Here is a 24,468-nt window from a genome sequence, read left to right on the forward strand (position 1 = left end):
CCAACCGCCTGTCCGAAACCGACCGCGCGCTGCGTACGCTCAACGCCTGGGGGGTCGGCAGCGAACCCAATCGCGCCGGGGTCAGCGACGACCAGGGGATCGAGCCCGACACCACCTATGAGACCAAGGCGCTCGGCGCCGCGCGGATGAGCTTCCTCACCGGCGCGATCGGCAGCGTCGCGCTCACCCGCCTCGGTGCGGGCGTGTTGCTCGCGCTCGGGCCCTTGTTCATCGCCTTCCTGCTCTTCGACGCGACGCGCGGGCTGTTCGGCGGCTGGCTGCGCGGATTGATCGGACTGACGCTCGGCACCACCGCGAGCTCGCTCGTCCTCGCGGTCGAAACCGCGATCGTCCAGCCGCGCGTCGTGACGTTGATCAACCTGCGCGCCTCGGGCTATTCGATCCAGGGATCGGCGACCGAATTGCTCGCGCTCGGCATCGTCTTCGCCTTCGTCACGCTCGCGATCCTGCTCGTCTCCTTCTATGTCGCCGCCGGGCTGCGCCTGCCCAGCTGGCACTGGACGCAGCAATATCTGCCCGCCTCGCTCAGCGGCGGAACCGGCAGCGCCGCCCAGCGCCCGCTCGCACAGCCCGCCGAACGCGCCGATCCGCGCTCGCGCGCTGCCGTCGTCGTCGACGCGGTCGAGGCGATGCAGCGCCGCGAAGCCACCGCCAGCGCCAATACGGGCGGCGGCAACGACCGCGCCCGCGCGGTCGCCGGCGCCGTCTCCGCCACCACCGCTTCGCGCAATAGCCAGCGCGCGCCGATCGACACCGGCGGCGAAGCGCCCGCGCGCCGCCGCACCACCGGCCGCCGCTCGACAAGCGCCAGCCGGCGGGACACACGCTGATGAAACAGGATATGAAACAGAACCGCGAAGATTATCTGCAGGCCGCCGAAAGCTGGGGTGCCGACCGTCATGACGAACTCGCGAAGTCGCGCCGCACCGCGTGGATCGTCGCAAGCGTCGCCGCCGCCATCGCGCTGTTCGAGGCCCTGGCGCTCGTCTTCCTCACCCCGCTCAAGACCGTCGAGCCCTATACGTTGCTCGTCGATCGCCACACCGGCTTCGTCCAGGCGCTCAACCCGCTCGAGCCGCAGCGCGTCAGCGGCGACACCGCGCTGACCCAGAGCTTCCTCGTCCAATATGTCATCGCGCGCGAAAATTATGCCGCCGACACGGTGCAGAACGATTATCGCAAGGTCGCGCTCTGGTCGGCCGACAAGGCGCGCAGCGACTATCTGACGATCATGCAGTCGAATAATGCGTCCAGCCCGCTGGTTGCCTATCCGCGCGGCACGACGGTCGAAACGCTGGTCAAGAGCGTCTCGCCGATCAGCGCCAATGTCGCGCTGATCCGCTTCGACACGCGCCGCCGCGACGCCGCCGGCGACTGGCAACCGGTACGAAGCTGGGTGTCGACGATCAAATATCGCTATTCGGGCGAGCCGATGAAGCAGGAGGACCGCGTGTTCAACCCGCTCGGTTTCCAGGTCACCAGCTATCGCCGCGACGCCGAAATGATCCCCGCCGCCGAAGCCGCAGTGGCAACAGCGCCTGTCGCCAAAAGTGCCGCCGGCGCGCCGATCGCGGTCGGCGATGAGGCGCTGCCGCAGCCGCCCGCCGGTTCGCGTCGCGGCGATGTCGTCAAGGTCCTGCCCGACGGGACGCAGGTCACGCTGTGATACGGCCCGCCGCCCTTTTCCTCACCGCGCTTGCCGCGCTGCCCGCGCTGGCGCAGATCGAGCCGCAGCCGGTCGGCATCGACCCGTCGATCCAGTCGGTGACCTATGCTGAGGGCAAAATCGTGCGCCTGACCGTCGCCACGGGTTATCAGCTCACCGTCGAAATCTCGCCCGACGAGACGATCGAGAATATCGCGGTCGGCGACAGCAGCACTTGGCAGGTCTCGCCCAGCCGCCGCGGCGACCGGATTTTCATCAAGCCGCTGCAATATGGCGTCACCACCAACATGACCGTGGTGACCGGCACCCGCACCTATTTGTTCGAACTCGCCCCGGCGAATTACGGCGGCGCGGGCGCAGCGCAGATCGTCCGTTTCGCCTACCCCGAACCGACCCCGGTTTCGACCCCGCCCGACGAGCAGCGCGTCGACCAGGGGCTCTACAAGCTCACCGGCACGCGCGAGCTGTTCCCCGCGGCGATCAGCGAGGACGGGCTGCGCACCTATATGCAATGGAACGACGACGCGCTGCTCCCGGCGGTATATGTCGTCGACAAACTGGGGCAGGAAGTGCTTGTCGACGCGATGATGCGCGACGGCATCCTGACGATCGACGAGGTCGTGCCCAGCCTCGTCTTCCGGCTCGACGGCAAGCTGGCGCGCGCCGTCCGCCGCAGCACGGCCCGCGCGAAATGACCGACACGACCACCGCCCCCGAAGCCGCGCCGTCGGGCGCCCCGCTGGTCCGCCGCCCGCGTCAGGGTCTGCCGACGCCGCTGCTGATCGGCGTCGCCGCGCTCGCCGCGATCGTCCTGTTCGTCGCGCTCGAGGCGCGGCGCCAGAATGCCGAGGCGCCCGCGGTCGCCGGTGCGCAGACCGCGATGATCGCCTCACCGCCGCCGCTCGCGATCCCCGACGACTATCCGCAGCCGCCGCAGCTGCTGCCTGCGCCGCTCGAAGCCACACCCGAGGCACCGGCGCGCAACCTGCCGCCCCCGCCGCCGCAGATCGTCTATATGCCCGCACCTAATGTTGGTCCGCCGCAGGCCTATGACCCGCCCAGCCCGCCGCCGCGCGCGGTCGGCGGCGGCCCGGTGCTCGTTTATGACGGTGCCGGAACCGGCGGCTCCTCAGCCAATTCGCAGGACGACGGCAGCGGGACGCCCCGCGCCGCCGCCACGCCCGGCGAAGCGGGCCGCGTCCGCGCCGGGGTGCTCGCCAACCGCTCGACCACCGTCGTGCAGGGCTCGCTGATCCCAGCGGTGCTCGAAACCCCGCTCGACTCGTCGCGTCCCGGCTTCTCGCGCGCCGTCGTGTCGCGCGACGTGCGCAGCTTCGACGGCAGCCGCGTGCTGATCCCGCGTGGCAGCCGCCTGATCGGCGAATATCGCTCCGAAGCGACGCAGGGCCAGAAGCGTGCCTTCATCACCTGGACCCGGCTGATCCGGCCCGATGGGGCGACGATTTCGCTGAACTCGCCCTCGGGCGATCCGCTCGGCCGCGGCGGGATCAAGGCGAAGGTAAACAGTCATTTCTTCTCGCGCTTCGGCGAGGCGATCCTGCAATCGGTGCTCGACATCGGCGTCAACGCCGCCGCGAGCGCCACCAATTCGCCGGTCGTCATCCTGCCCGGCGGCACCGGTGCGCAGCGGCCGCAGCCGACCAATATCGCCCCGACGCTGAAGGTCGCGCAGGGCACCAGCATCTCGGTCTTCGTCGCGCGCGATCTCGATTTCTCGGGCGTGGAGCGGCGCTGAGATGGGCCAAGTCGCGGCCATCCCCGACGATCGCGTCTATTTTCGCAGCTATCTGGCGCCGCTCGCGCCTCTGCTCGACCGCGACGACGTCACCGACATCTATGTCAACCGCCCCGGCGAGGCCTGGGCCGAATCGCTGACGGGCAAGATCGAGACCCACGAGATTCCCGCGCTCACCGAACAGCTGCTCGAACGCCTCGCGCGGCAGATCGCGGCGCTGTCGCACCAGGGTATCAACCGCGAACATCCTTTGCTCTCGGCGACGATGCCCGACGGTGCGCGCGTCCAGATCGTCGCGCCGCCCGCAACCCGCGGCACGATGGTGCTCGCGATCCGCAAGCATGTCTCGCCCGACCTCCGGCTCGACGATTATGCCGACCGCGGCGCCTTTGCCGCCACCCGTTCGGGCCGGATCGGCGATGCGAGCGACCTCGACCGCAAGCTGCACGACCTGCTCGACGCCGGCGATATTCCCGCGCTGCTGCGGACGGCGGTGCAAAACCGCAAGAATGTGCTGATTTCGGGTGGCACCTCGTCGGGCAAGACGACCTTCCTCAATGCATTGCTGCGCGAAGTGTCGCCAAGCGAGCGACTGATCCTGATCGAGGATACGCCCGAGATCACCATCCACCACCCGAACGCCGTCGGGCTGCTCGCGGCGCGCAGCGCGCTCGGCGAGACGCATACGACGGCAGAGGATCTGCTCAGCGCCTCGCTGCGCCTGCGCCCCGATCGCATCATTCTCGGCGAATTGCGCGGGCCCGAGGCCTTCTCCTTCCTGCGTGCGGTCAACAGCGGCCATCCGGGGTCGATGACGACGATCCATGCCGACAGCCCCGAACGCGCGATCGAGCAGCTCACCCTGCTCGTGCTGCAGTCGGGCAGCCGCCTCGACCGCGCCGACGTCCATCATTATGTACGCTCGACCGTCGACGTTTTCGTCCAGCTCGGCCGCAGCGGCGGCAAGCGCCATATCAGCGAAGTGAAATTGCGCGAGGCCTGAGGCCGCTCCAACGCATCATCCGGCGTATCCGATCGGGGCCGGGAAAAAGGGGCCGGCGCATGGGCCGACCCCCTTCACCAATTACTGCTTCGCGATCGTCGACGTGAAGCTGCCGTTGTTGGTGTTCGACACCACGACATTGCCGCCCTGGCTGACCAGCGCGCCGCCGGTAATCACCCGCACGCCATTGCCGTTCTGCGTGATCAGGCTGTTGCTGACGGTGACGGTCGCCAGCGCGTCTTCGGCAAGCACACCGCTGCTGCTATTTCCGCTGATCACCGAATTGACCAGCGTGACATTCGCGGTCCCGCCGCCGGCGCTCGAGCGGGCATAGAGCCCGATCTGGTTGTCGGTGATCTGGCTGTCCGAAATCACCGCCTTGATGCTCGATCCGCTGCTCGACGCGTCGAGGCGGACACCGCCGCGGTTATTGTCGGTAACGCGGCTGTTGGTGATCAGCACCGTTACAGGGACGCCCGTGCCCGGCTGGACGAGGACGCCACCGGTTACGCCCGACGTCGTGCCATTATTCTCGAGTGTGACATTGTCGACGACGAGCGTCGCGCCCGCCACATCGGACGGCGCAAATTTGATCCCGAACGGCGAAGTCGAACCGCTGAAGCCGCGGATCGTCGAGTTCCGGATATGCAGGCTGCTGCCGTTCAGGAAGTTGACGCCGCTCAGGCCGTTCCCGATCCCGTTGAAATCGAAACCGCTGAGCAGCACGGTGATTCCCGTGCCATTGACGTTGATGGCGTTGCTCCCCGAGGCCAGAATACCGGCCACCCCGCCCTCGCAGATCAGCGAAATCGACTTGGTGATCGTTACCACGCCGAACGATGCCGGGTCGAGGCAGTTGATCTCCCCACCGGCAGCGGTCTTCGAGATCGCCCCGGCAAAGGTCTTGCAAGGCGCGGTGCGGCTGCACGGGTTGACGTCGTCGCCAACGCCGGAGACCCAGGTGCGCGTCGCCTGCGCCGAGGCCGGCGCGGCAAAGCCAACCGCGCCCGCGAACAGCGCCGCGAGAGCGAGGCTGGTGGAAGTAGCTCTTTTCATCATATTTCCCCTAATCCGATGTGCCAGCGATGCGGGCGCCGGACCGAACCGGCGCCGCTCGCATCACTGCTTGGTGCCGGTCGCGGTGAAGCTGCCGTTGTTGTTGTTGTTTACCAGCGTGTTGTCGCCAAAGGTCACAAGCTTCCCGCCGGTCAGCGAGCGAATGCCGTTGCCGTTGTGCGTGATGGTGTTGCCCGTCGCGTTGATCGTCACCAATGCGTCCTCGGCAAGCACGCCGGTGCTGGTGTTGCCACTGACGACCGTATTCGACAGCGCGACGTTGACCGAGCCGCCGCCGGTCGCCGACCGGGCATAGACGCCAATCTGGTTGTCGGTGATTTGGGTGCCCGAAATCACCGCCTTGACGCTCGATCCGGCATTCGACGCATCGAGGCGGACGCCGCCGCGGTTGTTGTCCGAAATGCGGCTGTTGTTGACCAGCACGCTCACGGGCACATTCGTACCGGGCTGCACCAGCACACCGCCGGTCACGCCCGACGTCGCGCCATTTTCGATGATCGTGACATCGTCGAGCACCAGCGTCGCGCCCGCCGCGTCACTCGGGGTGAAGCTGACACCGAAACCACCGCCGCGGAAATCGCGGATGTTCGAATTGCGGATATGCAGGCTCGCGCCGTTGACGAAGCGGACGCCGTTGATCCCGCTGCCGAAACCTTCAAGATCGAAGCCGCTGAGCAGCACGTTGATGCCGACGCCGTTGATGGTGATCCCGCTGGTCCCCGCGGCGAGCACGCCGTTGATCGTGTCCTCGCAATAGAGCGAGATCGATTTCGTGATCGTCACCGCGCCGAAACCGCCCGGATCGAGGCAGTTGATCTCGCCGCCGGTCGCGGTCTTCGAAATGGCGCCCTGAAAGGTCTTGCACGGCGCGGTGCGGCTGCACGGATTGGCATCGTCGCCAACGCCCGAAATCCAGGTGCGGGTCGCCTGCGCCGACGCTGGTGTCGCGAGCGGCAGGGCCGCCATCGCCACCGAAGCAGCCAGCAGGCCACGGGTCATCATTCTGCTCATCTTCGATTTCTCCCCAATATTCCCCACCAATAGCGCCCGCAGCCGCTCTTGGGATGATGCGATGTAACACGACCTGTCCCGGACTGGAACAAATCAAACGAACCGGCGGATGCAATCTTCCCGAAAGGAGGACACCGCCTTGCCCCGAAGCCCGAACGCCGGGCCTCGCGGGATTCCCTATTTCCCTGTGGCGTTGCCCGTGAAGCTCCCGTTCTGGATATTGCCGGCAAGGATATTATCGCCAAAGCTCACCACCGCCGCGCCGCCCTGCGATGAAATGCCGAGTTGGTTGTGGGCGATAAGGCTGCCGCTCACCATCACCCGCGCGCTGCTGCCGCGCGCTTCGATCGCGCCGAAGCCGGCGCCGCGAACGCTATCCCCATCAGTCCGGCGCATGCGGCAAGAAAATATCTGGCCATCAGACTCCCCCTAGGCGTCGTCGATGGTCAGCCGCGGCCCCGCCGCGCTTGGACCAAAGCGCCTCCCCGCCGTGGGCATGACAGGATTGCTTATGCCTAGCAAGAACTTAACCACTTGGTCCCAGCTCTGCTCCGCGCTCGGCCCGCGGCCCTTCGACGTCGCTTATCGCCCAAGGCGATTTTACCTGTCGCACGGGGCTTGCCATATCGAAAAGGCGCCGCTAGGGGCGTCTGCCTCAGCGAGGAGAGTTGGCTGAGTGGTCGAAAGCGTCGCACTCGAAATGCGAAGTGCCGGCAACGGTACCGAGGGTTCGAATCCCTCACTCTCCTCCATTTTCTTATTTCCACACATCCACGACCATCCGACGAGAGCCTAGGAAAACCTAGGCTCTCCGGGGTGTTTCGTGTCCTCATGTATCCCATGCTGTCCAGACCCACACATTTGATTTTGTGGTAAGAAACGTGGGAAAAAATCAGCATGAAAAGGCTATCGGTCAGCGCCGTTAAATCGGCTTCCCGTCCCGGTCGATTCTCCGACGGCGACGGCCTCTATCTCGTTGTGCAGCCGGGAGGCAGCAAGAGTTGGGTGTGCCGGGTCCAGAAAGCGGGCAACCGCCGAGACTTCGGCATAGGCAGCGCCGCAAAGGTCAGCTTGGGCGATGCCCGCGAGCGAGCGCGGGAAATTCGTAGCCAAGTGGAGATGGGGCTGGACCCACTATTCGAGCGCCGGAAGGCGCAAGGCATCCCGACCTTTCGCGAAGCCACCGCCAAGGTTTTGGCGGCTCATCGGAAAACTTGGAAGAACGAAAAGCACGAAGCGCAGTGGCAGCAAAGCCTTCGCGACTACGCTTTTCCACATATCGGCAATGTACGGGTCAACGAGATTACCGGCCCGATGATCCGCAATCTGCTCTCAGAGATTTGGCTGTCGAAGCCTGAAACCGCCCGCCGTGTTCGCCAGCGCGTCGGCGCCGTCCTCAATTGGGCCTACTCGTCGGGCTATCGCGACAGCGAAGCACCCATGCAAGCAATCACCAAGGGTCTGCCCCGCCAGCCGAAGCAGGACGGCCATTTCGCCGCCATGCCCTACGCGAAGGTCCCTGCATTCATCCCTAAACTACGCGAGCGGGAGTCATTCAGCCGCCTTGCCCTCGAATTTGCGATCCTGACCGCCTCCCGGTCGGGCGAGGTGCGCGGAGCGACTTGGGATGAGATCGACCTTGCGGATCGCCTGTGGACCATTCCTAAGGGCCGTATGAAGGCAAACCGCGAGCATGTGGTGCCTCTATGCACCCGCGCGGTCCGCATCGTCGAGCGATGCGCGGAACTTCGCTTGCCGGGGTGCCCGATCATCTTTCCCGGTGTCCGTGGCAAGCAACCCATGTCCGATATGACAATGAGCAAATTGCTCAAGGAAATGGGCGAGCCGTTCACCGCGCACGGGTTCCGGTCGTCGTTCCGAGATTGGGTCAGCGAGGAAACCAATCATCCGAGCGACGTCGCCGAAGCCGCCCTCGCCCACATCGTCGCGAACAAGACCGAGGCGGCGTATCGGCGCGGCAATCTTCTCGAAAAGCGGCGCATGATGATGAACGAATGGGCAGCCTACTGTGAGAAGGAGCCAAGCGCATGAGCTCCTTGTCCGCAGAGGATCGGCGCAGGTTGCGTCGCTATGAACATGCCGTAGACCGCATGACGCCCATTCAGCGGGCGATATTCTTGGGTCATGTCGTGCACGATCTGACATATCGCGAGCTTGCTGAGCGACACGACATTAGCCTGATCGAAGTCGAATGCCATATGTGGCGCAGCCTTGGGGTGCTGGATAACGAGCCCGAACAAAAGAACCGGTCTTGGTGGCAATTCTGGCGCCGCTGATCGCGCTTCGATCTTGCCAATCCGTCCTCGTCTCTACAGGGTGCCGCCAGCATGAAAACCGACCTCGATCATCTTCCAGCGAACAAGCAGCGCGAACTCGACCGCGTGAAGCAGATCATCTTCGAAGAATTTGAAGACGCACTCGCTCTTGGCACTATGAACTGGAAGAAGAAGGGGCGGATCGACAAGATCATCCTGTACGGCAGCTATGCGCGCGGCGGCTGGGTGGACGAGCCGCACACCGCCAAGGGTTATCGGTCAGACTTCGATTTGCTCATCATCGTCAATGACAAGCGACTGACCGAGAAGGTCGATTTCTGGCTCAAGCTGGACGACCGGCTTATTCGTGAGCTGGCGATCGACAAGACGCTGCACACGCCGGTCAATTTCATCGTGCACACCTTGCAGGAAGTGAATGACGGGCTGGCGCATGGCCGCTATTTCTTCATGGACGTCGCCAAGGATGGCATCGCGCTCCATGAATATGACGAGAAGGCGCTGCATACGCCTAAGCCGAAGACGCCCGAACAGGCACTGGCAATGGCGCGGGAGTACTTTGATGAGTGGTATCCCAGTGCCATGCGCGCGCACGTTAACTTCGACGACGACCTAAAGCGGGGCTGGTACAAAGAGTCGGCATTTATGCTGCATCAGGCAACCGAACGTCTCTACCATTGCGTGCTTCTGGTCTGCACCTTTTACACCCCCCACGTCCACAACCTTGCTTTCCTGCGGACGCAGGCCGAGCGGATCGATATGCGTCTCGTTGATGCCTGGCCGCGCGAACTTCGCGAAGATCGGGCACGGTTCGAGAAGCTGAAAGAAGCCTATGTGAAGGCGCGCTATTCGAAGCACTACCGGATCACCGAGGTGGAACTCCGGTGGCTTGGTCGATGCGTCGAGGAGCTTGGTCGAGCGGTTCACGCGATCTGTTCGGAACGCCTTGCCGAACTCGAAGCGACGGCCGGTCTGCGCCTGCCTCGCACTTCGGCCTGATCCGCGCCGTTCTTGCCGTTTGTTCAGAGCGCACTCCCCTGCTAGGGGCGCAGTTTAAATAGCTTAGATGCCGAAGGAAATGACGATGGAAGATTCTGAGACCTTGGTCACTCTGACCGCCGACATCGTCGTCGCGCATGTAAGCAACAACAGCGTCGCAATATCGGACATTCCGCTGATCATCCGGTCAGTTCACGACGCGCTCGCAGGACTTGGAAACGCCGTTGTCCCCGAAGTCAAACAGGAACCGGCAGTTTCGATCCGCGCGTCAGTTAAGCCGGATTACATCGTCTGTCTTGAGGACGGCAAGAAGCTGACGATGATGCGGCGCTACCTGATGACCAATTTCGAAATGACCCCGGACGAGTATCGCGCCAAGTGGAACTTGCCGAAGGACTATCCGATGGTCGCGCCGAATTATTCGGATCGTCGGCGTGTGCTCGCGAAAGAAATCGGGCTCGGGACGAAGGGGCGCGGCGGCGGACGAAAGCCCGCCGCACGCGGACGTTCCAAAGCCAAATAAGCCCACCCTGAGGGTGCGCAGCGCACTCTCGAAAAGCGGCCAAAAACCGTGCCTTTTGACTTGCGCTGTCAGAGTGTGGTCAGATCGCACTCTCAAAAAGTGGCGGAAAAGCTGCATTCACCCGTGCGTGAGGTGTGTATCCAAATTACGGGTCCGATGCGTAGCATCGCGGCCCTGCGACCTCGCCTCCACAGCCGCCATCTCAGATATGCGATGGCGAGTCACTTCCCCCGATAAGGTTCGCAAGCTATTCCATCGTTGTCCGCGTCCAGCCCTTCACGATATCCGGGTTCGCCGCGATAGATCGGTGCGGCTCCTACTGCGCGCGCGTCATCGCAGCGCAACCAATAATCGCCCTCTTTCGCCGAGCGCTCGCGCGCCATACCAGTTGCAATACCGATATCCGTCGCAATCGCTACGATGGTGTCGCGGCCCTCCGAGGTTGTTGCCACGGAACCGACCCCGGCGATGGCGCCGACGAGACCCGCGCCTACCAGAAGGTTTATCGAGCGACGAGGCACGCTGACGTAGGTCCGGCGATAGGTCGGGCGACGGGGCATCGAATTCGATTACACCGCTTTGGTAAATGTTGGGTGTGGGAGCTTCGGTGCACGATCCGCCGCGTCTTTGGTAATACGTCCGGTTGGGACGGTTGGGGCGCTTGAAATCGGAAGGCGGGCTTATGGCAAGATAAAAGCGGTGCCAGCTTCGCGCACGCGATGGTCGGTTTTCTGCGGCTTTGCGCGTATGGCACAACAACAATCTGCCAGACTATGAGAATTTCAGGCAATTATTCCAAGTCGTTATCGACAGGCATAAAACTTGGGTGGGACGATGACGCGACACAGCGTTCCCGCTGAGTCCTCAGCGACACTCTCGCGTCCATCATCTTCGACTCATAGAAATCGTAGAATTGGCTACGACTGGGTGCAAACGTCGGATAGAAATGGAGCTGCAACTCGGGGATAATGGGACGTGCTTGGGTCATTACGTGCTCAATGCCACCATCACTATTTGGAACGTTAAACCGATGCCGCAGATTTTACCCCCGGCGGGATTTCTACACCCGTCATCGCCGCTAGCTATCGAGCCGATCAGCATGCGAATTCCGGATGCCTGTCAGTTCACCGGGATCAGTCGCAGCACTCTCTATCTGCTCATCTCTAGGCGAGAGATCGAGGTCGTGAAGCTAGGTTCTGCCACGCTCGTTTTGACGGAAAGCTTGCGGAAATTGATCGAGCGTCGTCGGCAAAAATCTCTGCAATGCGAGTAGCCCGCACTTTCTACAAAAGACGCCTCCAAGCTCTTCCCGCCAGAACGCGGTCGGACTAAGGTGACCCCAAAGGGGTTCCTTCTTGTCTGATTCCGCGCTTGTCATTTCCGGTTCTCTGTTCACGACTGATTATCTGGCTGAAGCCATCAAGGACGATCCAGCATATCTGACAGTCGACATCGCTGGCCTAAGACATTCGCTTGAGACGATCGCAGCAATCTTCCCTCAGAACAGTAAAACCAACGAGAGCCAAACAGAGGATGATTTCATCTGGCCGGTGCTCAGTGCGCTCGGCTGGACCGAATCCTTGCGGCAGCAGAACCTGACTATCAGCGGTCGGGACGACGTGCCCGATGGCCTGCTGTTTATGAATGCGGAAGCCAAGGCAGCTGCTAACGCGCAGGACGAGCAGTGGAAGCGATACGGCCACGGCTTGGCAGTGATTGAAAGCAAGCGCTGGGGGCGACCGCTTGACCGTGCCTCTGGTCGAGATGAGGCGACCGCGCCCTCCACCCAGATGCTTCGGTACTTGCGACGAATTGACGACCTAACGAGCGGTCAGCTCCGCTGGGGCATCCTGACAAACGGCAGCCGGTGGCGGCTCTACTGGGCAGGTGCGCGCTCTGTCTCAGAAGAGTTCCTTGAAATCGATCTGCGTCGCATCCTTGCGCTAGATGGTGGCGATAACCTCCTAACCGACGAGACAACTCGCGATCATTGGCTCCGAGTTTTCGCGTCAATGTTCGGTCGCGACGCCTTCGTTAAAACGGGCAAGGACAGCCGCACATTCCACGAGCGCGCTCGGGCGGCGGCCGAATTTTACGAAGAGAGGGTTGCCGCCAGCTTGTCCAAGCTGGTCTTTGAACAGGTCTTTCCTGATCTTGCAGGCGCGATTGCTCAAGCCGCACCGCAGGCTTCGCTGGAAGATGTTCGGCAAGCCTCGCTTGTCCTGCTCTACCGACTGCTTTTCTTGCTCTACGCCGAAGATCGCGACCTGTTGCCGGTAGGTGAGAAGCGCTACGACGATTACGCGCTGCGCCATCAGCGTTTAGAAGTTGGGAAGCGCGTTACCGAGGGCGATGTGTTCTCAGGCTCTGCTGGCAAGATCTGGGCGCACGTGGCCGACCTGTCTCGAATCATCGACAAGGGAGATACCTCCGTCGGCATCCCACCATATAACGGTGGCCTGTTTGCTAGCAGCGGCGTTCCATTGCTAGATTCCATCCGCATCCCCGACAGCGTGATGGCCCCGACGCTCGATGCCCTGTCCTACGAGCGTTCATCTGGCGAACGGCGCTACATCAATTACCGTGACCTCTCAGTGCAGCAGCTCGGTTCAATATACGAACGGCTGCTGGAATTCGAGATTGTCCACGACGATAACGGCGCGCTCGCGGTGCGACCCAACCTCTTCGCCCGCAAGAACAGCGGCAGCTACTACACACCGGACGAGCTGGTCGGCCTGATCCTCGACAAGACGCTAGAACCGCTGATTGCAGAACGGCTTAGCGCCTTCCGCACCGCGCTAGCTAAGCTGAAACCTTCCGACGCGCACGATTACCATATCGGCGATTTGAACGACGCTGACCCGGCGCAAGCAATCTTGCAACTCCGGGTATGTGACCCGGCGATGGGATCAGGGCACTTCCTTGTGAGCTTGGTCGATACACTAGCCGACCATGTGCTTGATGCTATGGCCGAAGCGCAGGCACTGGCAGCGGAAATGGCGCCACACCTCGAATTTATCTCGCCACTGGCCCGCAAAATCGAGGACATCCGCACGACCATCCTGCGCAATGCGAAGGCGGCAGGTTGGACTATCGACCAAGCCCAGCTCGATGACCGACATATCGTTCGTCGCATGGTGCTGAAGCGCTGCGTTTACGGCGTTGACAAGAACCCCATGGCGGTCGAACTGGCGAAGGTAGCTCTGTGGCTACACACCTTCACGGTTGGTGCGCCGTTATCGTTTATCGACCATCACTTGCGCGCCGGAGACAGCCTGTTTGGCCTTTGGGTGCGAGATGCAATCGACAAGGCGGGTGCTCAAGGAGGTGAACTTCTGCACATCGGGCCTGTGCGTGAGGCAGAAGCATCCGCAGCGGCAATGGGGATCATCGAGCGGCTGACCGACGCGGAGATCGCCGAAGCGCACCAGTCGGCAGCTACCTGGTATGGGGTACAATCGCAGATCGCACCGCTGGACAGCTTTGTCTCGTTCCTCCACGCGCTGGACTGGTTGAACATCAAACAGCCAGTAGACAAAGCGGCGGTTCGTGCCCTGCTGGACGGTCAGTTTGGTAACCCGGTTGAAATCATGCTGGGGCGGCAGGAACCAGCGGCAAAGAAATCGGCAGCGGCGCGCTCGGGCGTGACTGACCGAATGAAGAAGCAGCCTTTCGATGCGCACGATCTGCTAGAGGCCGCTGAACGCGTTCTGGCATCGGCCCGCGCGCTGATTACGGAAGAACGGTTTCTAAATTGGCAAATTGCCTTTCCCGGCGTGTGGGAGAACTGGAGCAACGTAGAACGCTCCGGCGGCTTTGATGCTGTGGTTGGTAATCCGCCATGGGATCGGATCAAGCTGCAGCAGGTTGAGTGGTTTGCCGCGCGCAGACCGGAAATTGCGCTAGCCTCGCGCGCATCCGATCGCAGCCGGATGATCGCTGCCCTCAAGAAAGACGACGATCCGCTATGGAACCAGTTCGCGCACGCGGATGCACGCGCGGCCGACACGGCTCGCATCGCCCGAGATGAGGGCCACTATCCTCTTCTGAGCAGGGGCGACATAAACCTCTATAGTCTTTTTGTCGAACGCGCCCACGCGCTGGTTAAGCAGGATGGGATGGTGGGTCTGCTGACCCCCAGCGGCATCGCATCGGACTTGTCGGCAAGCGCCTTCTTCCGCAAGGTAGCTACCGGAGGGCACCTCAAGGCGCTGTACGATTTCGAAAACCGCCGAACGCGCTATGGCTTGGGGCCGTTCTTTCCCGACGTCGACAGCCGGTTCAAATTCTGCGCCATGATCGGAAGTCCAAATCGAACCTTCCCAGCGGCGCATTGCGGCTTCTTTCTGCAATCCATCACTGAGATCGAAAATCCGGAACAGGCCTTCCCGATAACCGCAGAGGACTTCGCGCGGGTAAATCCGAATACGGGGACTGCGCCGATCTTTCGCACCGCGCGCGATATGGCGCTCACAGCCGCGATCTATGCTCGTGCGCAGGTGCTGGTCGATAAGTCCGGTCCTCAACCGGTGGCAGCATGGCCGATTAAATACGCTACTATGTTTCACATGACCAACGATAGCCACCTGTTCCGCACCCGTGCCGAACTGGAAGGAAGCGAGGGTGCATGGCCCACCGGCGGCAATTGCTGGCAATCCGCAACGGAGGAATGGGTTCCCCTTTACGAAGGTAAGATGGTGCAGGCGTTCGATCATCGCGCCGCCAGCGTCGTGCTCAACCCCGCGAATTTTAATCGACCAGCCCAGCCCTTGCCCGCAACGGACGAACAGCATGCCGATCCTTCTTGGCTGGCGGCTCCTCAGTATTGGGTTTCAAAAACAAAATGCATGGTCACGGCTGGCCTGCCGTGGGTCCTTGGGTTCAAGGAAATCACCGCTCCAACAAACGCCCGAACCTTCATTGCAGCAGCATTTCCACCAGTGGGGTTTGGAAACAAGGTTCCGATCTTAGTACCTACCCAAGACGGTGTTGACCTAGCCCTCCTGTTGGCAAATATGAACGCTGCGCCATTCGACTTTGCCGTTCGCCAAAAAGTACAAGGTCAGACGCTGAACTGGTTCATCGTTGAACAGCTACCCGTCATCCCACCTTCGGCTTACGCTCGAAAGTTTGGTGCCAAGACAGCCGCCGAGGTGGTCCGCGAGGCGGTATTGGAGCTAACCTACACTGCGAATGATATGGCTCCCTTCGCCCGCGACATGGGCCACACACAGGCAAATGGCGAAGTCCTGCGCCCCTTTCCTTGGGATGACGCGCGCCGCCTGAACCTGCGTTCGAAACTAGATGCGATCTATTTCATCCTATACGGTGTGTTCGACCCGGAAAATACGGCAGAGAGTCGCCAAAATATCGCTTATATTTACTCGACTTTTCCAATTGTAGAGCAGCAGGAACGCGAACGATGGGGAGGTCGATACAAAAGCGAAGACTTGTGCCTTGCATGGATAAATGCGCTGGTTGGTGGTGATCCAGATGCACGTGTAGTAGTCGGTTAGCTGCATGCCCGTGCAAATATTGCTTCAGACCCACAACGAAACGGCCTCGATGTTGACCGCATTGAGAGCTGGTTTCGCTAATCAGGGCCTGCAACGCTTTCGCGTTGCAGCAGCTTACGCGCGTTGGGACGGCATCGGCCTAATTTCAACGGAAATAGAGAACATGATTTCCCGCGGAGGCTCATTTGAGTTCATCTATGGGGCGGGAAACGGTATAACTACTCCTGATAGCTTGCACTATGGCATGTATTTAGATGAGATTTTTCCTGGGAAAGTCTTATCTCTCTTTGTCGAGGATAAGTATTGTAATTCCATCTTTCATCCAAAGATGTTTCTGTTTTCATATCATGATCATACGATAGCGATAATCGGTTCCGGTAATTTCACTGGTGGCGGGCTTGTACGAAACACGGAAATCGCAGTACGAGTTCGAGCGGCGCACGGTAGCGCGCTTGAAAAGCAACTTGATATTTCTTGGGGAAAAATCAAGAAACTTGCCGAACCCGTTACGTCGAAGCGCATTAGAGAGGTGATGCAAGGAGAGGGAAAGGGTTCAGAAAAAGATACCCGCGAAAGTATCCCTCGCAAATCTCAGAAACCTGCCCTCAAGGGAGGGCCAAAAACTTCACCAAAGCCGTTATTTAGCAAAGTAATTACTTTAAATAGTGCAAATAAAAAGGCAAAGATTCTTTCCAAGCTTGATTCTCTTACAGAAAAGCCAGATTTACTATACTTGCAGATTTTCGAGAATGAAACCGGCGGAAACGGTACCAGCGCAGGTTATCAGGTGCAGCTCCCAGTTGCTACATTGGCTGCCTATTTTGGGGTCGGAACCAACGAGACCAAAAAGGCGGAGTTTCGCTTCCCAAACGAAACAATTGAAGCCAATCTAACCCATTTTGAGAACAACACCCATCGCGTTCGGCTTCGTCCAATTTTGGATATTCCCCGACCGGCGATCCTGATATTTAAGAGGATCGATGATGGAGTTTACCAAGTCAGGTCTGAGCGCCCTACTCGCTACGCGAAGACCCTTGCAAACAAATGTACTGAGCAAAGTCGGGCCGGATCACGCAAATGGGGCTTCGAATAATACGGCGAAGAAAGTGGACCCCATCTTCCGTTCCCTGCCCCGTCGATTGCGTGTTAAATACAGAAGTTTAGGCCATGCCCATTTCTTGGAGGAAACGCGACGGCGCCTTAGGCCAACCGTTGTACCGGGCGGCATACGACAATGTCAGCGTGCTCATGCATCGGGTAATTGCGACAAAGCAATTGCGTCGCTCTTCCTCCATCTGAGGCGATCGATCACCCGCCTTCTTGCTTTGAAATGAAGGGAGCACGTCCTCAGCCAGACCGATTAAATACACATGGGTGAACTCGTTGCCCTTTGAACCGTGGATCGTCAGTAAGGGCACGACGCCGTCTTTGATCGGCGGCTCTTTAGAACGCAATTCCAATTCCTGCAGGAAAGTATCGAGAGGGGCTTGGCGTCCAACTTGACCCGAAATATCCGAGAATAATTCTTTCCATGCGCGCTGGTCCTCCTCGAAGGAAGGCTGAGTTTCTTCAAGAGCCCACTCCGCTTGCGCGAATAAATCCGTTAGATTGCGAACAAACTTACGGAAGTCGTTTCGTTCAACAAGTTCCACCCTTAGAATTTCGACCGCCTTGATAGCAGGTGCATCTACGGGGTGAGCCTCACTCACCCAAGCCCGAAGAAAATCACCGTGGCCGGACAGGGCGATAGCGATAAGTTCTTCTGCATCGAGCGCCATGCCGAGCAATACGTTCCCTGATTCAACAAAAGCCTCAAATTCCCGGGCGTCGGCGCGTCGGTTAGCGACCTGAAGACTGCCGTTGAGCCATTGATAGGGCACGCTTGCAAAAGAATCGCGACGCTGGGCAATTTGGGCGGCAATGCCAAGGCTGGCGAGCTCACCTTGAACCTTGGTAAGCAGCTTTTTTGTGCGGGCTATAATCGCGACTTCGCCTGGGTCATGCTGGTGACGCGCTGACAGATCCGCCGCAATGCCAGCAGCTTCGGTATCTTCCGAATCAAATTGCAGGATCCGCACCGTCTCTGCATCAGGCGTCTCAATCTTGCCTGCCTCTAGCGGGTTTTTTCCCGGCGTTCGCAGCAGGTTGTGCGAGACGAGTCCGTTTGCCATCATTACAACATCTCTCGGGCATCGAAAATTTGTCGGCATCTGCAGCACGGCCGGATCGTAGTCGGCAACAAATTGCTGGAGACGCTGCGGACTGGCGCCGTTCCATTGATAAATCACTTGGTCATCATCTGCGACGATGAAGAGATTTTTGTACTCATCCCCCGTGAAGGATCGCACAAACGCGTACTGTGCCTGATTAGTATCCTGAAATTCGTCTAAGCTCGTGAATCTATAGGTTCGCCGATACCGGCCCGCGATAGCGGGAAACTCGGTGAAGAGGCGATATGCCATGTAAATTATAGCGGGAAAATCCAGCGCATTTTCTGCCTGAAGATGCTGCATATAAGCTTCGTAAGCGGCGGCAAACCGCATGCCTCGATCCTCATCCGAAAAGAAGCGCAAGCAGTTATCTGGACTGGCGAGTCGATCGCGCAACCCGTCGAGGATTGGAAAAACTCGTTCAAGCGGCTCATCAAGATCGATATTGGCGCGCTCAAGCGCTTTCGAAAGAAGCAGAAGACGGTCTTCGGGACTGGAGTAGATTTTAAAGTCGGTCTGCACTCCAATATGCGAACCGCTTTGGCGGAGCACTTCACACGCAAAGGAATGAAATGTTCCAGCGAACATTCGATCTACGCTGTCCGGGACGAGCTGTTCAACCCGATGTCGCATCTCATCTGCGGCGCGAGTGGTGAAGGTTAGTGCGAGAATGCGCCATTTGCCCGCCGGATCGGCATTGAACAGCCGCGCAATACGCGAAGTCAATACCCGCGTCTTACCAGAGCCGGGGCCCGCCAGCAGCATCATCGCGCCTTCGTCCCATTGCGCAGCCTGCTGTTGGACATCAGTCAGCGAATGAAGCAGCTGGTTCTGGTCAGGGATTTCCGTCACGCGCAAGCTCCAATTCTAGTGAAGAGAGCCCGAAATTCCGCCGGGATATCCGCAGCATTCGCCGACAGTCGAATGTGAGCGGCGATACGCACGGCTATCTCCTCCTTTCGGGAATATGCAAACTTCAGCAACTCGGCGTCGCTATCAACGATTTGAGGAAACAACTCCCTAGCCGCTGCCAACATACACGGCCGTAGCGCGCTGGTGACAATAAGTTTTTCCAGATCGATGCCGTCGGCCAGTTGGGTTACCCGATCCGCGATTTCCACATCGGTGAAAAAATGAGACTTAAGCTGGGCTATATGGTCTTTTCCCCCGTCGTCGCCATCGCAGATCATTGCCCACGGATATTCGAGCGCTCGCGCGAGTGCGGCAAAGGCACCGGGGCTTCCGTTATTCTGGTAATCTATAACCGAAATGCCATGCGCATCGAGCGGGCAGTCAAGCTTGTCGGCAACTGCGCCCAAAATTGCATATTCAGCTTGACCTTCACAAAGTAGCCATTTGTTTGCGAAGAAGATTTCTCCGCGAATGCGTTTAGCCCAGCTTTCTAACTTGGTGATCTCTTCACTTGTGATGAACCTCCGGCTCTGGTCGCGCATCGCTTTGATCTCGGCGTGGTGCGGCGCGCGATCGGCGTCGGTATAGCATTGCAACAACTCCCGATAGTGATCCTCCGAAATCGTTTCCGTGCACATTATGCAACCCGACGTTGGGTTCCAGCTGATTGCAGCTCCAATTTTCGCAATTGCCGTGTCAAGCGCGGCGTTGTGCGGGACACTTGCGCTGCAAATACGCGGAAGAGCGGACGCGACCGGACCGTCTGCGTCGCGCCGTAGGATTATTATGTCTTTGAAGGGAACGTTTTGGACGAAAAACGGCGAATGAGTGGTGACAAGTTTTTGTCCCGGCAGCGCATTCACCGAAATCCAAAGAGATCGACAGGCTTGAGGATGGAGGTGCGCCTCCGGCTCCTCAAGGGTAAGAATCGGCTGCGCCTCCTCGGGCAGGGCGCCGCCTAACGCGTTCTCCACAAACGCACGAAATAGGAAGATGATCGCCAAACTCTGCACACCGTGACCGTGCTTACCGATCGGCAGCCAAGGGTCGTTCGCCTGGCCCTGTATTACCACCTCGCAACGGCTCAGTATCTCCCATAGATTGACGGGGATTGCCCGGACGTCAACGTCCCCGGCAGCCCCGTTGGCAATCACCGTGCTGATTCCCTTTAGGGTATCCTTTATCGCTTCTAATTGAGGATCTGCCGCGAGCAGCTCGCTGTTGAGCAGGGAAAATCTCTCCTCAAGATCTGCAGCTTTTTCCTGATCTACATCAAGCCCTTTAAGCAACGCGCCCCAAAAACGCGACTTTCCGCCGAATTCCACACCTGCATCGCGCATCGCAGCCATCGAAAAGCATGGAACATAGTCGAAAAAGCGCGACAGGTTTTGGTTACGCGCCCCGGCGCCAGAAAAGGGCTGATCCGCGGCATTTAGAAACTGCCAGACTGGCTCGACTGATTTGGAAACGCTCTCGAACGAACAAGTTACCTGCATGCAAATCGAACTGGTGCCGTCATGTGGGTCAGTGCGGACGATATCATTGAGATCGTCTAACATCGGCTGTGGCCATTCGCCCGGATGGGCTTCAGTGAACCAAAGGCGGATCCGTATCTCAGGACGGACGCCTTCTGGTGTGACGCCAAAAGGAAAGTCGTATTCGTTGAACCCCGTCCGTCCGGAACGGCCCCATTTGCGACTGAGAGCAATCTTCACTGCATCAAGTACGGCGGTTTTTCCTGCATTGTTTTCCCCGATTATCACCGATGTCGGAGAAAGACCGATATCCAACGTGCGTATACACCGAAAGTTTTCGATCAATATTCGACTAATATGCATGATTCCCCCCCTGGGATCGGCGCGCCCTATTTCTTATAAGCCTGACCCGACTGATAATGGGTGTAAACAGGCGTCTTGGTGCGCGCCAGTGTTGGAAATATTTACTGAAACGTCACGCTCAGCGAACGTATCTAAACGCGATCAGAGAAGCGATTATAGGCATCGATCCTATACATCGGCAGCGTAACATCGCGACCGTAGATTTCGTTCTTCAGATATTCGAATTCTGTTTCACGCCGAGCTTCTGCTACGTCAACGTACCACGCGCGGGGCTTGCCGTTTGGATCACCATTCCAGCGATAGCCACGGGATTTCAAGGCGTCTTTCATGTCAAATGGCGCGTCTTCCGCCCAAATCCGCCAAGTCGGAGCCCTCGCTCGCTCAAGTAGTTCTGCAAAAGCCGGCCGCCCGCTTTCGACAAGCGGGCGGGCTAAAAGTTCAAGCGCCGCTAGACAGTCGTGTGAGGCCCTATGCCTATCGTAGAAGAAACCAGCCCCGCTAGCGAGGTAGCTCAACTTCAGGCCTTCATGCCCTGCGCTGCTCCAATCCACTTGGGTCATGGAACAAGCCCACGCTACCTTCGTAAAGCTCTCACAAAATCGCTCAAGAAATCGGCGGTCGAACGCGGCATTGTGCGCGATTACTAGCACTGCCTCTTCTATGAAGTTGGCGACTTCGAGCGGATCGATGACCGCATTTGCTACCATTGCATCGTCGATTCCGGTGAGCGCGGTAATCTCCGTCGGAATGGGACGCGAGGGTTGGCGTAGACGGTGAAATGGTGCCTCAATTTCGTAAATTTCGCCATCAAGTCCATAGATAAACGGCACCATCGCGAGTTCAATTATCTCGTCTTGGGAAGGGTCAAGCCCAGTCGTCTCAACATCAACGAAAAGCCCTCGTCGAGTTGCTACGCCTTCAGGCACTGGCACAGCTTCGCGCTTTGAGAGGCGCCGTAAGATGCGAAATTCCCCGCTCGCTTCGAGGGCGCGCGCGTACGTTTCTAGATCGTCCGTCAAAGAGGTGGAGATCAAATTTGTCTTCTTTCGTTTGGTATCTACGGAACTTCAAACCTAGTGCCAGCGATCGACGGCATTGGGTTTGTATCGTCTCCCGCGATAAAAGCCGCAACAACATTGAAGCGTAGCGGCGATTCAAGCTGACCCACCGAAGGATGATCGTCCTCGTCCTCCCGCATTTCCAATTTGCATTTTCGACGACTTGCAAGCGTCAGTCGCAACCAACGCAGCAATAGGCGATACGAAGAACGAGCCAGGGCAGGGCTGCATATAATCTTGGATCTGGATTAGACATGCTACGTGCGCGGGTAACAGCACAGAAAAACCATCGACAGGAATCCGCGATTCTGGCATAGGAAACAGGCGGTCTGAAACACGCATCGGCATGCGTGAGGTAAGATGTGTGGTAAAATATTCTGGCGGGCGAGATACCTAAACCGTTACAAATGGTTAGGTTTTTTCAAAAATTCCTCACTCTCCTCCATTTTCCCCATCATCGACCATCAGGATGGGTGGCGCGCCGCCCCGGACCATCCGGGGCGGCAGGCGCCTCGATTTAGCTGATACTGCCGATCGACGGCGTCGCCAGCGCCGCGGCGATCGCCCCGACGATCACGAACAGCACGATCGCCGCCAGGATCACCACAACCGTATAGCCGAGCGCCTTGTCCTCGGGCGCCTTCATCAGCACCGGCAGGCCCAGGTACAGCAGGTACAGTCCGTAAAGGGCAAAGAGCAGGCCGATCACGCTCAGCGCCGGGATCAGGCCGAAAATGCCGCCGACCCAACTCGCGGTCCCCATATAGGCCGCGACCTTCAGCGCCTGCACCGGGTTCTTCTGCCCGCCAAAGTTCGGCGCCAGCGCGTCGATGACGAGCGCGAGCAGGAACACGCTCGCCAACGACAGGCCATAGCTGACCACCGCCGACACCAGCGACCCGACGAGCGGCGGGCGATAGGTCATGCCGGGAATGCTGAACCCGAAGACCTGCCCGCCGATGAACCCCGCCAGCGGGCCGATCGCCGCGAGCATCACCACATAGGGAACATAGATCGACTGCGTCGTCGCGGGCTCGGCCGCGATCACGGGCCAGGTTTCTTTTGGTTTGAGCAAGATGTCCTTGGCGCGCTGGACGACGCCCGCGGCTGGCGCGCCGGGGGGAATGGGTTCTCCAAAAGGTGTTTCGTTCATGCCATGCCTTTCCCTCGTTGCGATGGACGGCCCCGAAACCCCGACGGGTCCGGCTACGCGCCCCGGGAGCAAAGTAGCTCGACTTGCCGGCTCCTCTGTAACCATGGTCACAGCCGGGATTCGGCAGGCCGAGTGTAACGGGCTTGAAACAAGAGGGAATAGCCATAGATTGGGAAGATGATGTCCGAATCCCCGATCGATTTCTCAGCCAATGAGTCCAAGGCCGTCACCGCGCCGCTGATCGAGCGCGCGCGCTTTGCGCCGGGCGACATCGTGCGCCACCGCATGTTCGATTTCCGCGGCGTCGTCTTCGATATCGACCCCGTCTTCGCGAACAGCGAGGAATGGTATGAGGCGATTCCCGAGGGCATGCGCCCCGCCAAGGAGCAGCCCTTCTACCACCTGCTCGCCGAGAATGAGGATTCGTCCTACATCGCCTATGTCAGCCAGCAGAATCTGGTTGCCGACAGCGAGCGCGGCCCGGTCGACCATCCGCAGATCGACGCGATGTTCGAATGGCTCGACCAAGGCGGCTATCGCTTGCGCGCCATCCATCGCCACTAAGACGAGGCGGGCTTAGGCCTTCAGCTTCCAGCCCGACGCAAGCAGGCGATAGGTCAGCACGCCGAGCGCGACATTCACCCCGAGCAGCACGAGGATCGCGGTCGTCACAGGATTGGCGATCGTTGAATCCACGGTGCCGATGAAGCCATAGCGGAAGCCCATGATCGCATAATAGACCGGGTTGGCATGCGCGACGCCCTGGAACGCCGGAGCGAGCCGGTCGATCGCATAGAAGGTGCCCGACAGCAGCGCGAGCGGCGTAACGACGAAATTGGTCACCGCGGCGGCATGGTCGAACTTCTCTGCCCACACCGAGGTGATGAGCCCGAGGAAACCGAGCATCGACGCACCGAGCACGCCGAACACGACGACCGCCCAGAAATGATCGGGCATGATATGGACACCCGGCCACAGCAGCATCGCGAGCCACAGCGCGCAGCCGACGAGGATCGCGCGCGTCACCGCGGCGCCGATCAGCGCGATGATCAGTTCGCCCACCGCAAGCGGCGGCATCAGATAGTCGACGATCGTGCCCTGGATCTTGCCGACGAGCAGCGAAAAGGAGCTGTTGGCGAAGCTGTTCTGCAGCATCGCCATCATGATCAGCCCCGGCGCGACGAAGTCGGCGAATGGCACGCCGATGACCGTCCGCCCCGCACCGCCGAGCGCGACGGTAAAAATAACGAGGAAAAGAAGCGTCGTGATCGCCGGCGCCCAGATAGTTTGCAGCTGCACCTTGAAAAAGCGCCGCACCTCTTTGACATATAGGGCCTGCATGCCCGGCACGTTCAGCGTCCGGATATGCGGCACGCCCGGCTCCGCAAACGGCGGGGGCGCGGCGAGTTCACCCGACACTGTGCCCGAGTC

General features: G+C 59.8%; 22 protein-coding genes and 1 tRNA gene. 14 read left to right on the top strand and 9 right to left on the bottom strand.

The window, feature by feature from the left end; genetic code table 11:
• The 5 genes from B1A78_RS10950 to virB11 form a co-directional block, all read left to right on the top strand.
• Positions 1-851: type IV secretion system protein (locus tag B1A78_RS10950; protein WP_144037779.1), on the top strand; the 851-nt coding region annotated here is incomplete at its 5' end.
• Positions 851-1,687: a virB8 family protein gene (locus B1A78_RS10955; protein WP_077147001.1), complete on the top strand. Its 837-nt coding sequence runs from the start codon at positions 851-853 to the stop codon at positions 1,685-1,687. The genes B1A78_RS10950 and B1A78_RS10955, both read left to right, overlap by 1 nt.
• Complete coding sequence (locus tag B1A78_RS10960) at positions 1,684-2,382, top strand: TrbG/VirB9 family P-type conjugative transfer protein (RefSeq protein ID WP_077147002.1); 699 nt, start codon at positions 1,684-1,686, stop codon at positions 2,380-2,382. Before B1A78_RS10955 ends, B1A78_RS10960 begins: the two co-directional genes overlap by 4 nt.
• On the top strand, positions 2,379-3,443 hold the full coding sequence (locus B1A78_RS10965) for a TrbI/VirB10 family protein (protein ID WP_077147003.1): 1,065 nt from the start codon (positions 2,379-2,381) through the stop codon (positions 3,441-3,443). The genes B1A78_RS10960 and B1A78_RS10965 overlap by 4 nt, the downstream gene beginning before the upstream one ends.
• Before the next feature lies 1 nt (position 3,444).
• The gene (gene virB11 / locus B1A78_RS10970) at positions 3,445-4,446 is read left to right on the top strand and encodes a P-type DNA transfer ATPase VirB11 (RefSeq protein ID WP_077147004.1); all 1,002 of its coding nucleotides are present in this window, start codon (positions 3,445-3,447) and stop codon (positions 4,444-4,446) included.
• Between the two features lie 81 nt (positions 4,447-4,527).
• Here virB11 and B1A78_RS10975 read toward each other — a convergent pair whose 3' ends face one another.
• From B1A78_RS10975 to B1A78_RS10985, 3 genes are all read right to left on the bottom strand, one after another.
• Positions 4,528-5,502 carry a right-handed parallel beta-helix repeat-containing protein gene (locus tag B1A78_RS10975; protein ID WP_077147005.1) on the bottom strand — a complete coding sequence of 325 codons (975 nt, stop codon included), beginning with the start codon at positions 5,500-5,502 and terminating at the stop codon, positions 4,528-4,530.
• A gap of 63 nt (positions 5,503-5,565) precedes the next feature.
• Positions 5,566-6,534, bottom strand: a complete 969-nt coding sequence (locus tag B1A78_RS10980; protein ID WP_144037780.1) for a right-handed parallel beta-helix repeat-containing protein — start codon at positions 6,532-6,534, stop codon at positions 5,566-5,568.
• 177 nt (positions 6,535-6,711) lie between these two features.
• Positions 6,712-6,930 (bottom strand): hypothetical protein, encoded by a 219-nt coding sequence (locus B1A78_RS10985; RefSeq protein ID WP_077147007.1) that lies wholly within the window; start codon positions 6,928-6,930, stop codon positions 6,712-6,714.
• Between the two features lie 266 nt (positions 6,931-7,196).
• On the opposite strand from B1A78_RS10985, the gene B1A78_RS10990 reads away from it, so the two are divergent.
• The 5 genes from B1A78_RS10990 (at position 7,197) to B1A78_RS11010 (ending at position 10,350) form a co-directional block, all read left to right on the top strand.
• Positions 7,197-7,286: transfer RNA gene (locus tag B1A78_RS10990), tRNA-Ser, on the top strand.
• A 145-nt stretch (positions 7,287-7,431) separates the two neighbouring features.
• The gene (locus B1A78_RS10995) at positions 7,432-8,586 is read left to right on the top strand and encodes an integrase arm-type DNA-binding domain-containing protein (RefSeq protein WP_077147008.1); all 1,155 of its coding nucleotides are present in this window, start codon (positions 7,432-7,434) and stop codon (positions 8,584-8,586) included.
• A complete protein-coding gene (locus B1A78_RS11000; RefSeq protein ID WP_083734074.1) occupies positions 8,583-8,831 on the top strand; it encodes a sigma factor-like helix-turn-helix DNA-binding protein in 249 nt (82 codons plus the stop codon). The genes B1A78_RS10995 and B1A78_RS11000 overlap by 4 nt, the downstream gene beginning before the upstream one ends.
• A gap of 51 nt (positions 8,832-8,882) precedes the next feature.
• Positions 8,883-9,827: a HEPN domain-containing protein gene (locus B1A78_RS11005; RefSeq protein ID WP_077147010.1), complete on the top strand. Its 945-nt coding sequence runs from the start codon at positions 8,883-8,885 to the stop codon at positions 9,825-9,827.
• An 85-nt stretch (positions 9,828-9,912) separates the two neighbouring features.
• Entirely contained in the window at positions 9,913-10,350 is a 438-nt protein-coding gene (locus B1A78_RS11010) for a MucR family transcriptional regulator (protein ID WP_077147017.1), read from the top strand.
• Positions 10,351-10,571: 221 nt separating this feature from the next.
• Here B1A78_RS11010 and B1A78_RS22965 read toward each other — a convergent pair whose 3' ends face one another.
• Entirely contained in the window at positions 10,572-10,910 is a 339-nt protein-coding gene (locus tag B1A78_RS22965) for an excalibur calcium-binding domain-containing protein (RefSeq protein WP_083734075.1), read from the bottom strand.
• Positions 10,911-11,296: 386 nt separating this feature from the next.
• Here B1A78_RS22965 and B1A78_RS11020 point away from each other — a divergent pair, with 386 nt between their 5' ends.
• From B1A78_RS11020 to B1A78_RS22290, 3 genes are all read left to right on the top strand, one after another.
• Entirely contained in the window at positions 11,297-11,623 is a 327-nt protein-coding gene (locus tag B1A78_RS11020) for a helix-turn-helix domain-containing protein (protein WP_256837855.1), read from the top strand.
• Between the two features lie 82 nt (positions 11,624-11,705).
• Positions 11,706-15,866 carry an Eco57I restriction-modification methylase domain-containing protein gene (locus tag B1A78_RS11025; protein ID WP_218667965.1) on the top strand — a complete coding sequence of 1,387 codons (4,161 nt, stop codon included), beginning with the start codon at positions 11,706-11,708 and terminating at the stop codon, positions 15,864-15,866.
• A gap of 49 nt (positions 15,867-15,915) precedes the next feature.
• Complete coding sequence (locus B1A78_RS22290; RefSeq protein ID WP_179102023.1) at positions 15,916-16,959, top strand: phospholipase D family protein; 1,044 nt, start codon at positions 15,916-15,918, stop codon at positions 16,957-16,959.
• Positions 16,960-17,026: 67 nt separating this feature from the next.
• Here B1A78_RS22290 and B1A78_RS11035 read toward each other — a convergent pair whose 3' ends face one another.
• From B1A78_RS11035 to B1A78_RS11050, 4 genes are all read right to left on the bottom strand, one after another.
• Positions 17,027-18,928, bottom strand: coding sequence for an ATP-dependent helicase (locus tag B1A78_RS11035; protein ID WP_077147013.1), 1,902 nt, complete (start codon positions 18,926-18,928; stop codon positions 17,027-17,029).
• Positions 18,925-20,826 carry an ATP-dependent endonuclease gene (locus tag B1A78_RS11040; RefSeq protein ID WP_077147014.1) on the bottom strand — a complete coding sequence of 634 codons (1,902 nt, stop codon included), beginning with the start codon at positions 20,824-20,826 and terminating at the stop codon, positions 18,925-18,927. The genes B1A78_RS11035 and B1A78_RS11040 overlap by 4 nt, the downstream gene beginning before the upstream one ends.
• 131 nt (positions 20,827-20,957) lie before the next feature.
• Positions 20,958-21,860 carry a 3'-5' exonuclease gene (locus B1A78_RS11045; RefSeq protein WP_256837860.1) on the bottom strand — a complete coding sequence of 301 codons (903 nt, stop codon included), beginning with the start codon at positions 21,858-21,860 and terminating at the stop codon, positions 20,958-20,960.
• Positions 21,861-22,401: 541 nt separating this feature from the next.
• Positions 22,402-23,037, bottom strand: coding sequence for a Yip1 family protein (locus B1A78_RS11050; protein ID WP_077147015.1), 636 nt, complete (start codon positions 23,035-23,037; stop codon positions 22,402-22,404).
• Between the two features lie 180 nt (positions 23,038-23,217).
• Here B1A78_RS11050 and hspQ point away from each other — a divergent pair, with 180 nt between their 5' ends.
• Positions 23,218-23,601: a heat shock protein HspQ gene (hspQ, locus tag B1A78_RS11055; RefSeq protein ID WP_077147021.1), complete on the top strand. Its 384-nt coding sequence runs from the start codon at positions 23,218-23,220 to the stop codon at positions 23,599-23,601.
• A gap of 12 nt (positions 23,602-23,613) precedes the next feature.
• On the opposite strand, the gene B1A78_RS11060 is transcribed toward hspQ, so the two are convergent.
• Positions 23,614-24,468 (bottom strand): ABC transporter permease (locus B1A78_RS11060; RefSeq protein ID WP_372236875.1); only part of this gene is annotated, 855 nt, incomplete at its 5' end.

The organism is Sphingopyxis sp. KK2, assembly GCF_001990265.1.
Lineage (GTDB): Bacteria > Pseudomonadota > Alphaproteobacteria > Sphingomonadales > Sphingomonadaceae > Sphingopyxis.

Excerpts from the sequence above, each read along its gene's own strand:
- B1A78_RS10955 (WP_077147001.1), top strand. The coding sequence starts at position 851 with ATGAAACAGGATATGAAACAGAACCGCGAAGATTATCTGCAGGCCGCC.
- B1A78_RS10965 (WP_077147003.1), top strand. The coding sequence starts at position 2,379 with ATGACCGACACGACCACCGCCCCCGAAGCCGCGCCGTCGGGCGCCCCG.
- virB11 (WP_077147004.1), top strand. The coding sequence starts at position 3,445 with ATGGGCCAAGTCGCGGCCATCCCCGACGATCGCGTCTATTTTCGCAGC.
- B1A78_RS10975 (WP_077147005.1), bottom strand. The coding sequence starts at position 5,502 with ATGAAAAGAGCTACTTCCACCAGCCTCGCTCTCGCGGCGCTGTTCGCG.
- B1A78_RS10980 (WP_144037780.1), bottom strand. The coding sequence starts at position 6,534 with ATGAGCAGAATGATGACCCGTGGCCTGCTGGCTGCTTCGGTGGCGATG.
- B1A78_RS10985 (WP_077147007.1), bottom strand. The coding sequence starts at position 6,930 with ATGCGCCGGACTGATGGGGATAGCGTTCGCGGCGCCGGCTTCGGCGCG.
- B1A78_RS10995 (WP_077147008.1), top strand. The coding sequence starts at position 7,432 with ATGAAAAGGCTATCGGTCAGCGCCGTTAAATCGGCTTCCCGTCCCGGT.
- B1A78_RS11000 (WP_083734074.1), top strand. The coding sequence starts at position 8,583 with ATGAGCTCCTTGTCCGCAGAGGATCGGCGCAGGTTGCGTCGCTATGAA.
- B1A78_RS11005 (WP_077147010.1), top strand. The coding sequence starts at position 8,883 with ATGAAAACCGACCTCGATCATCTTCCAGCGAACAAGCAGCGCGAACTC.
- B1A78_RS11010 (WP_077147017.1), top strand. The coding sequence starts at position 9,913 with ATGGAAGATTCTGAGACCTTGGTCACTCTGACCGCCGACATCGTCGTC.
- B1A78_RS22965 (WP_083734075.1), bottom strand. The coding sequence starts at position 10,910 with ATGCCCCGTCGCCCGACCTATCGCCGGACCTACGTCAGCGTGCCTCGT.
- B1A78_RS11020 (WP_256837855.1), top strand. The coding sequence starts at position 11,297 with ATGGAGCTGCAACTCGGGGATAATGGGACGTGCTTGGGTCATTACGTG.
- B1A78_RS22290 (WP_179102023.1), top strand. The coding sequence starts at position 15,916 with ATGTTGACCGCATTGAGAGCTGGTTTCGCTAATCAGGGCCTGCAACGC.
- B1A78_RS11040 (WP_077147014.1), bottom strand. The coding sequence starts at position 20,826 with ATGCATATTAGTCGAATATTGATCGAAAACTTTCGGTGTATACGCACG.
- B1A78_RS11050 (WP_077147015.1), bottom strand. The coding sequence starts at position 23,037 with ATGAACGAAACACCTTTTGGAGAACCCATTCCCCCCGGCGCGCCAGCC.
- hspQ (WP_077147021.1), top strand. The coding sequence starts at position 23,218 with ATGTCCGAATCCCCGATCGATTTCTCAGCCAATGAGTCCAAGGCCGTC.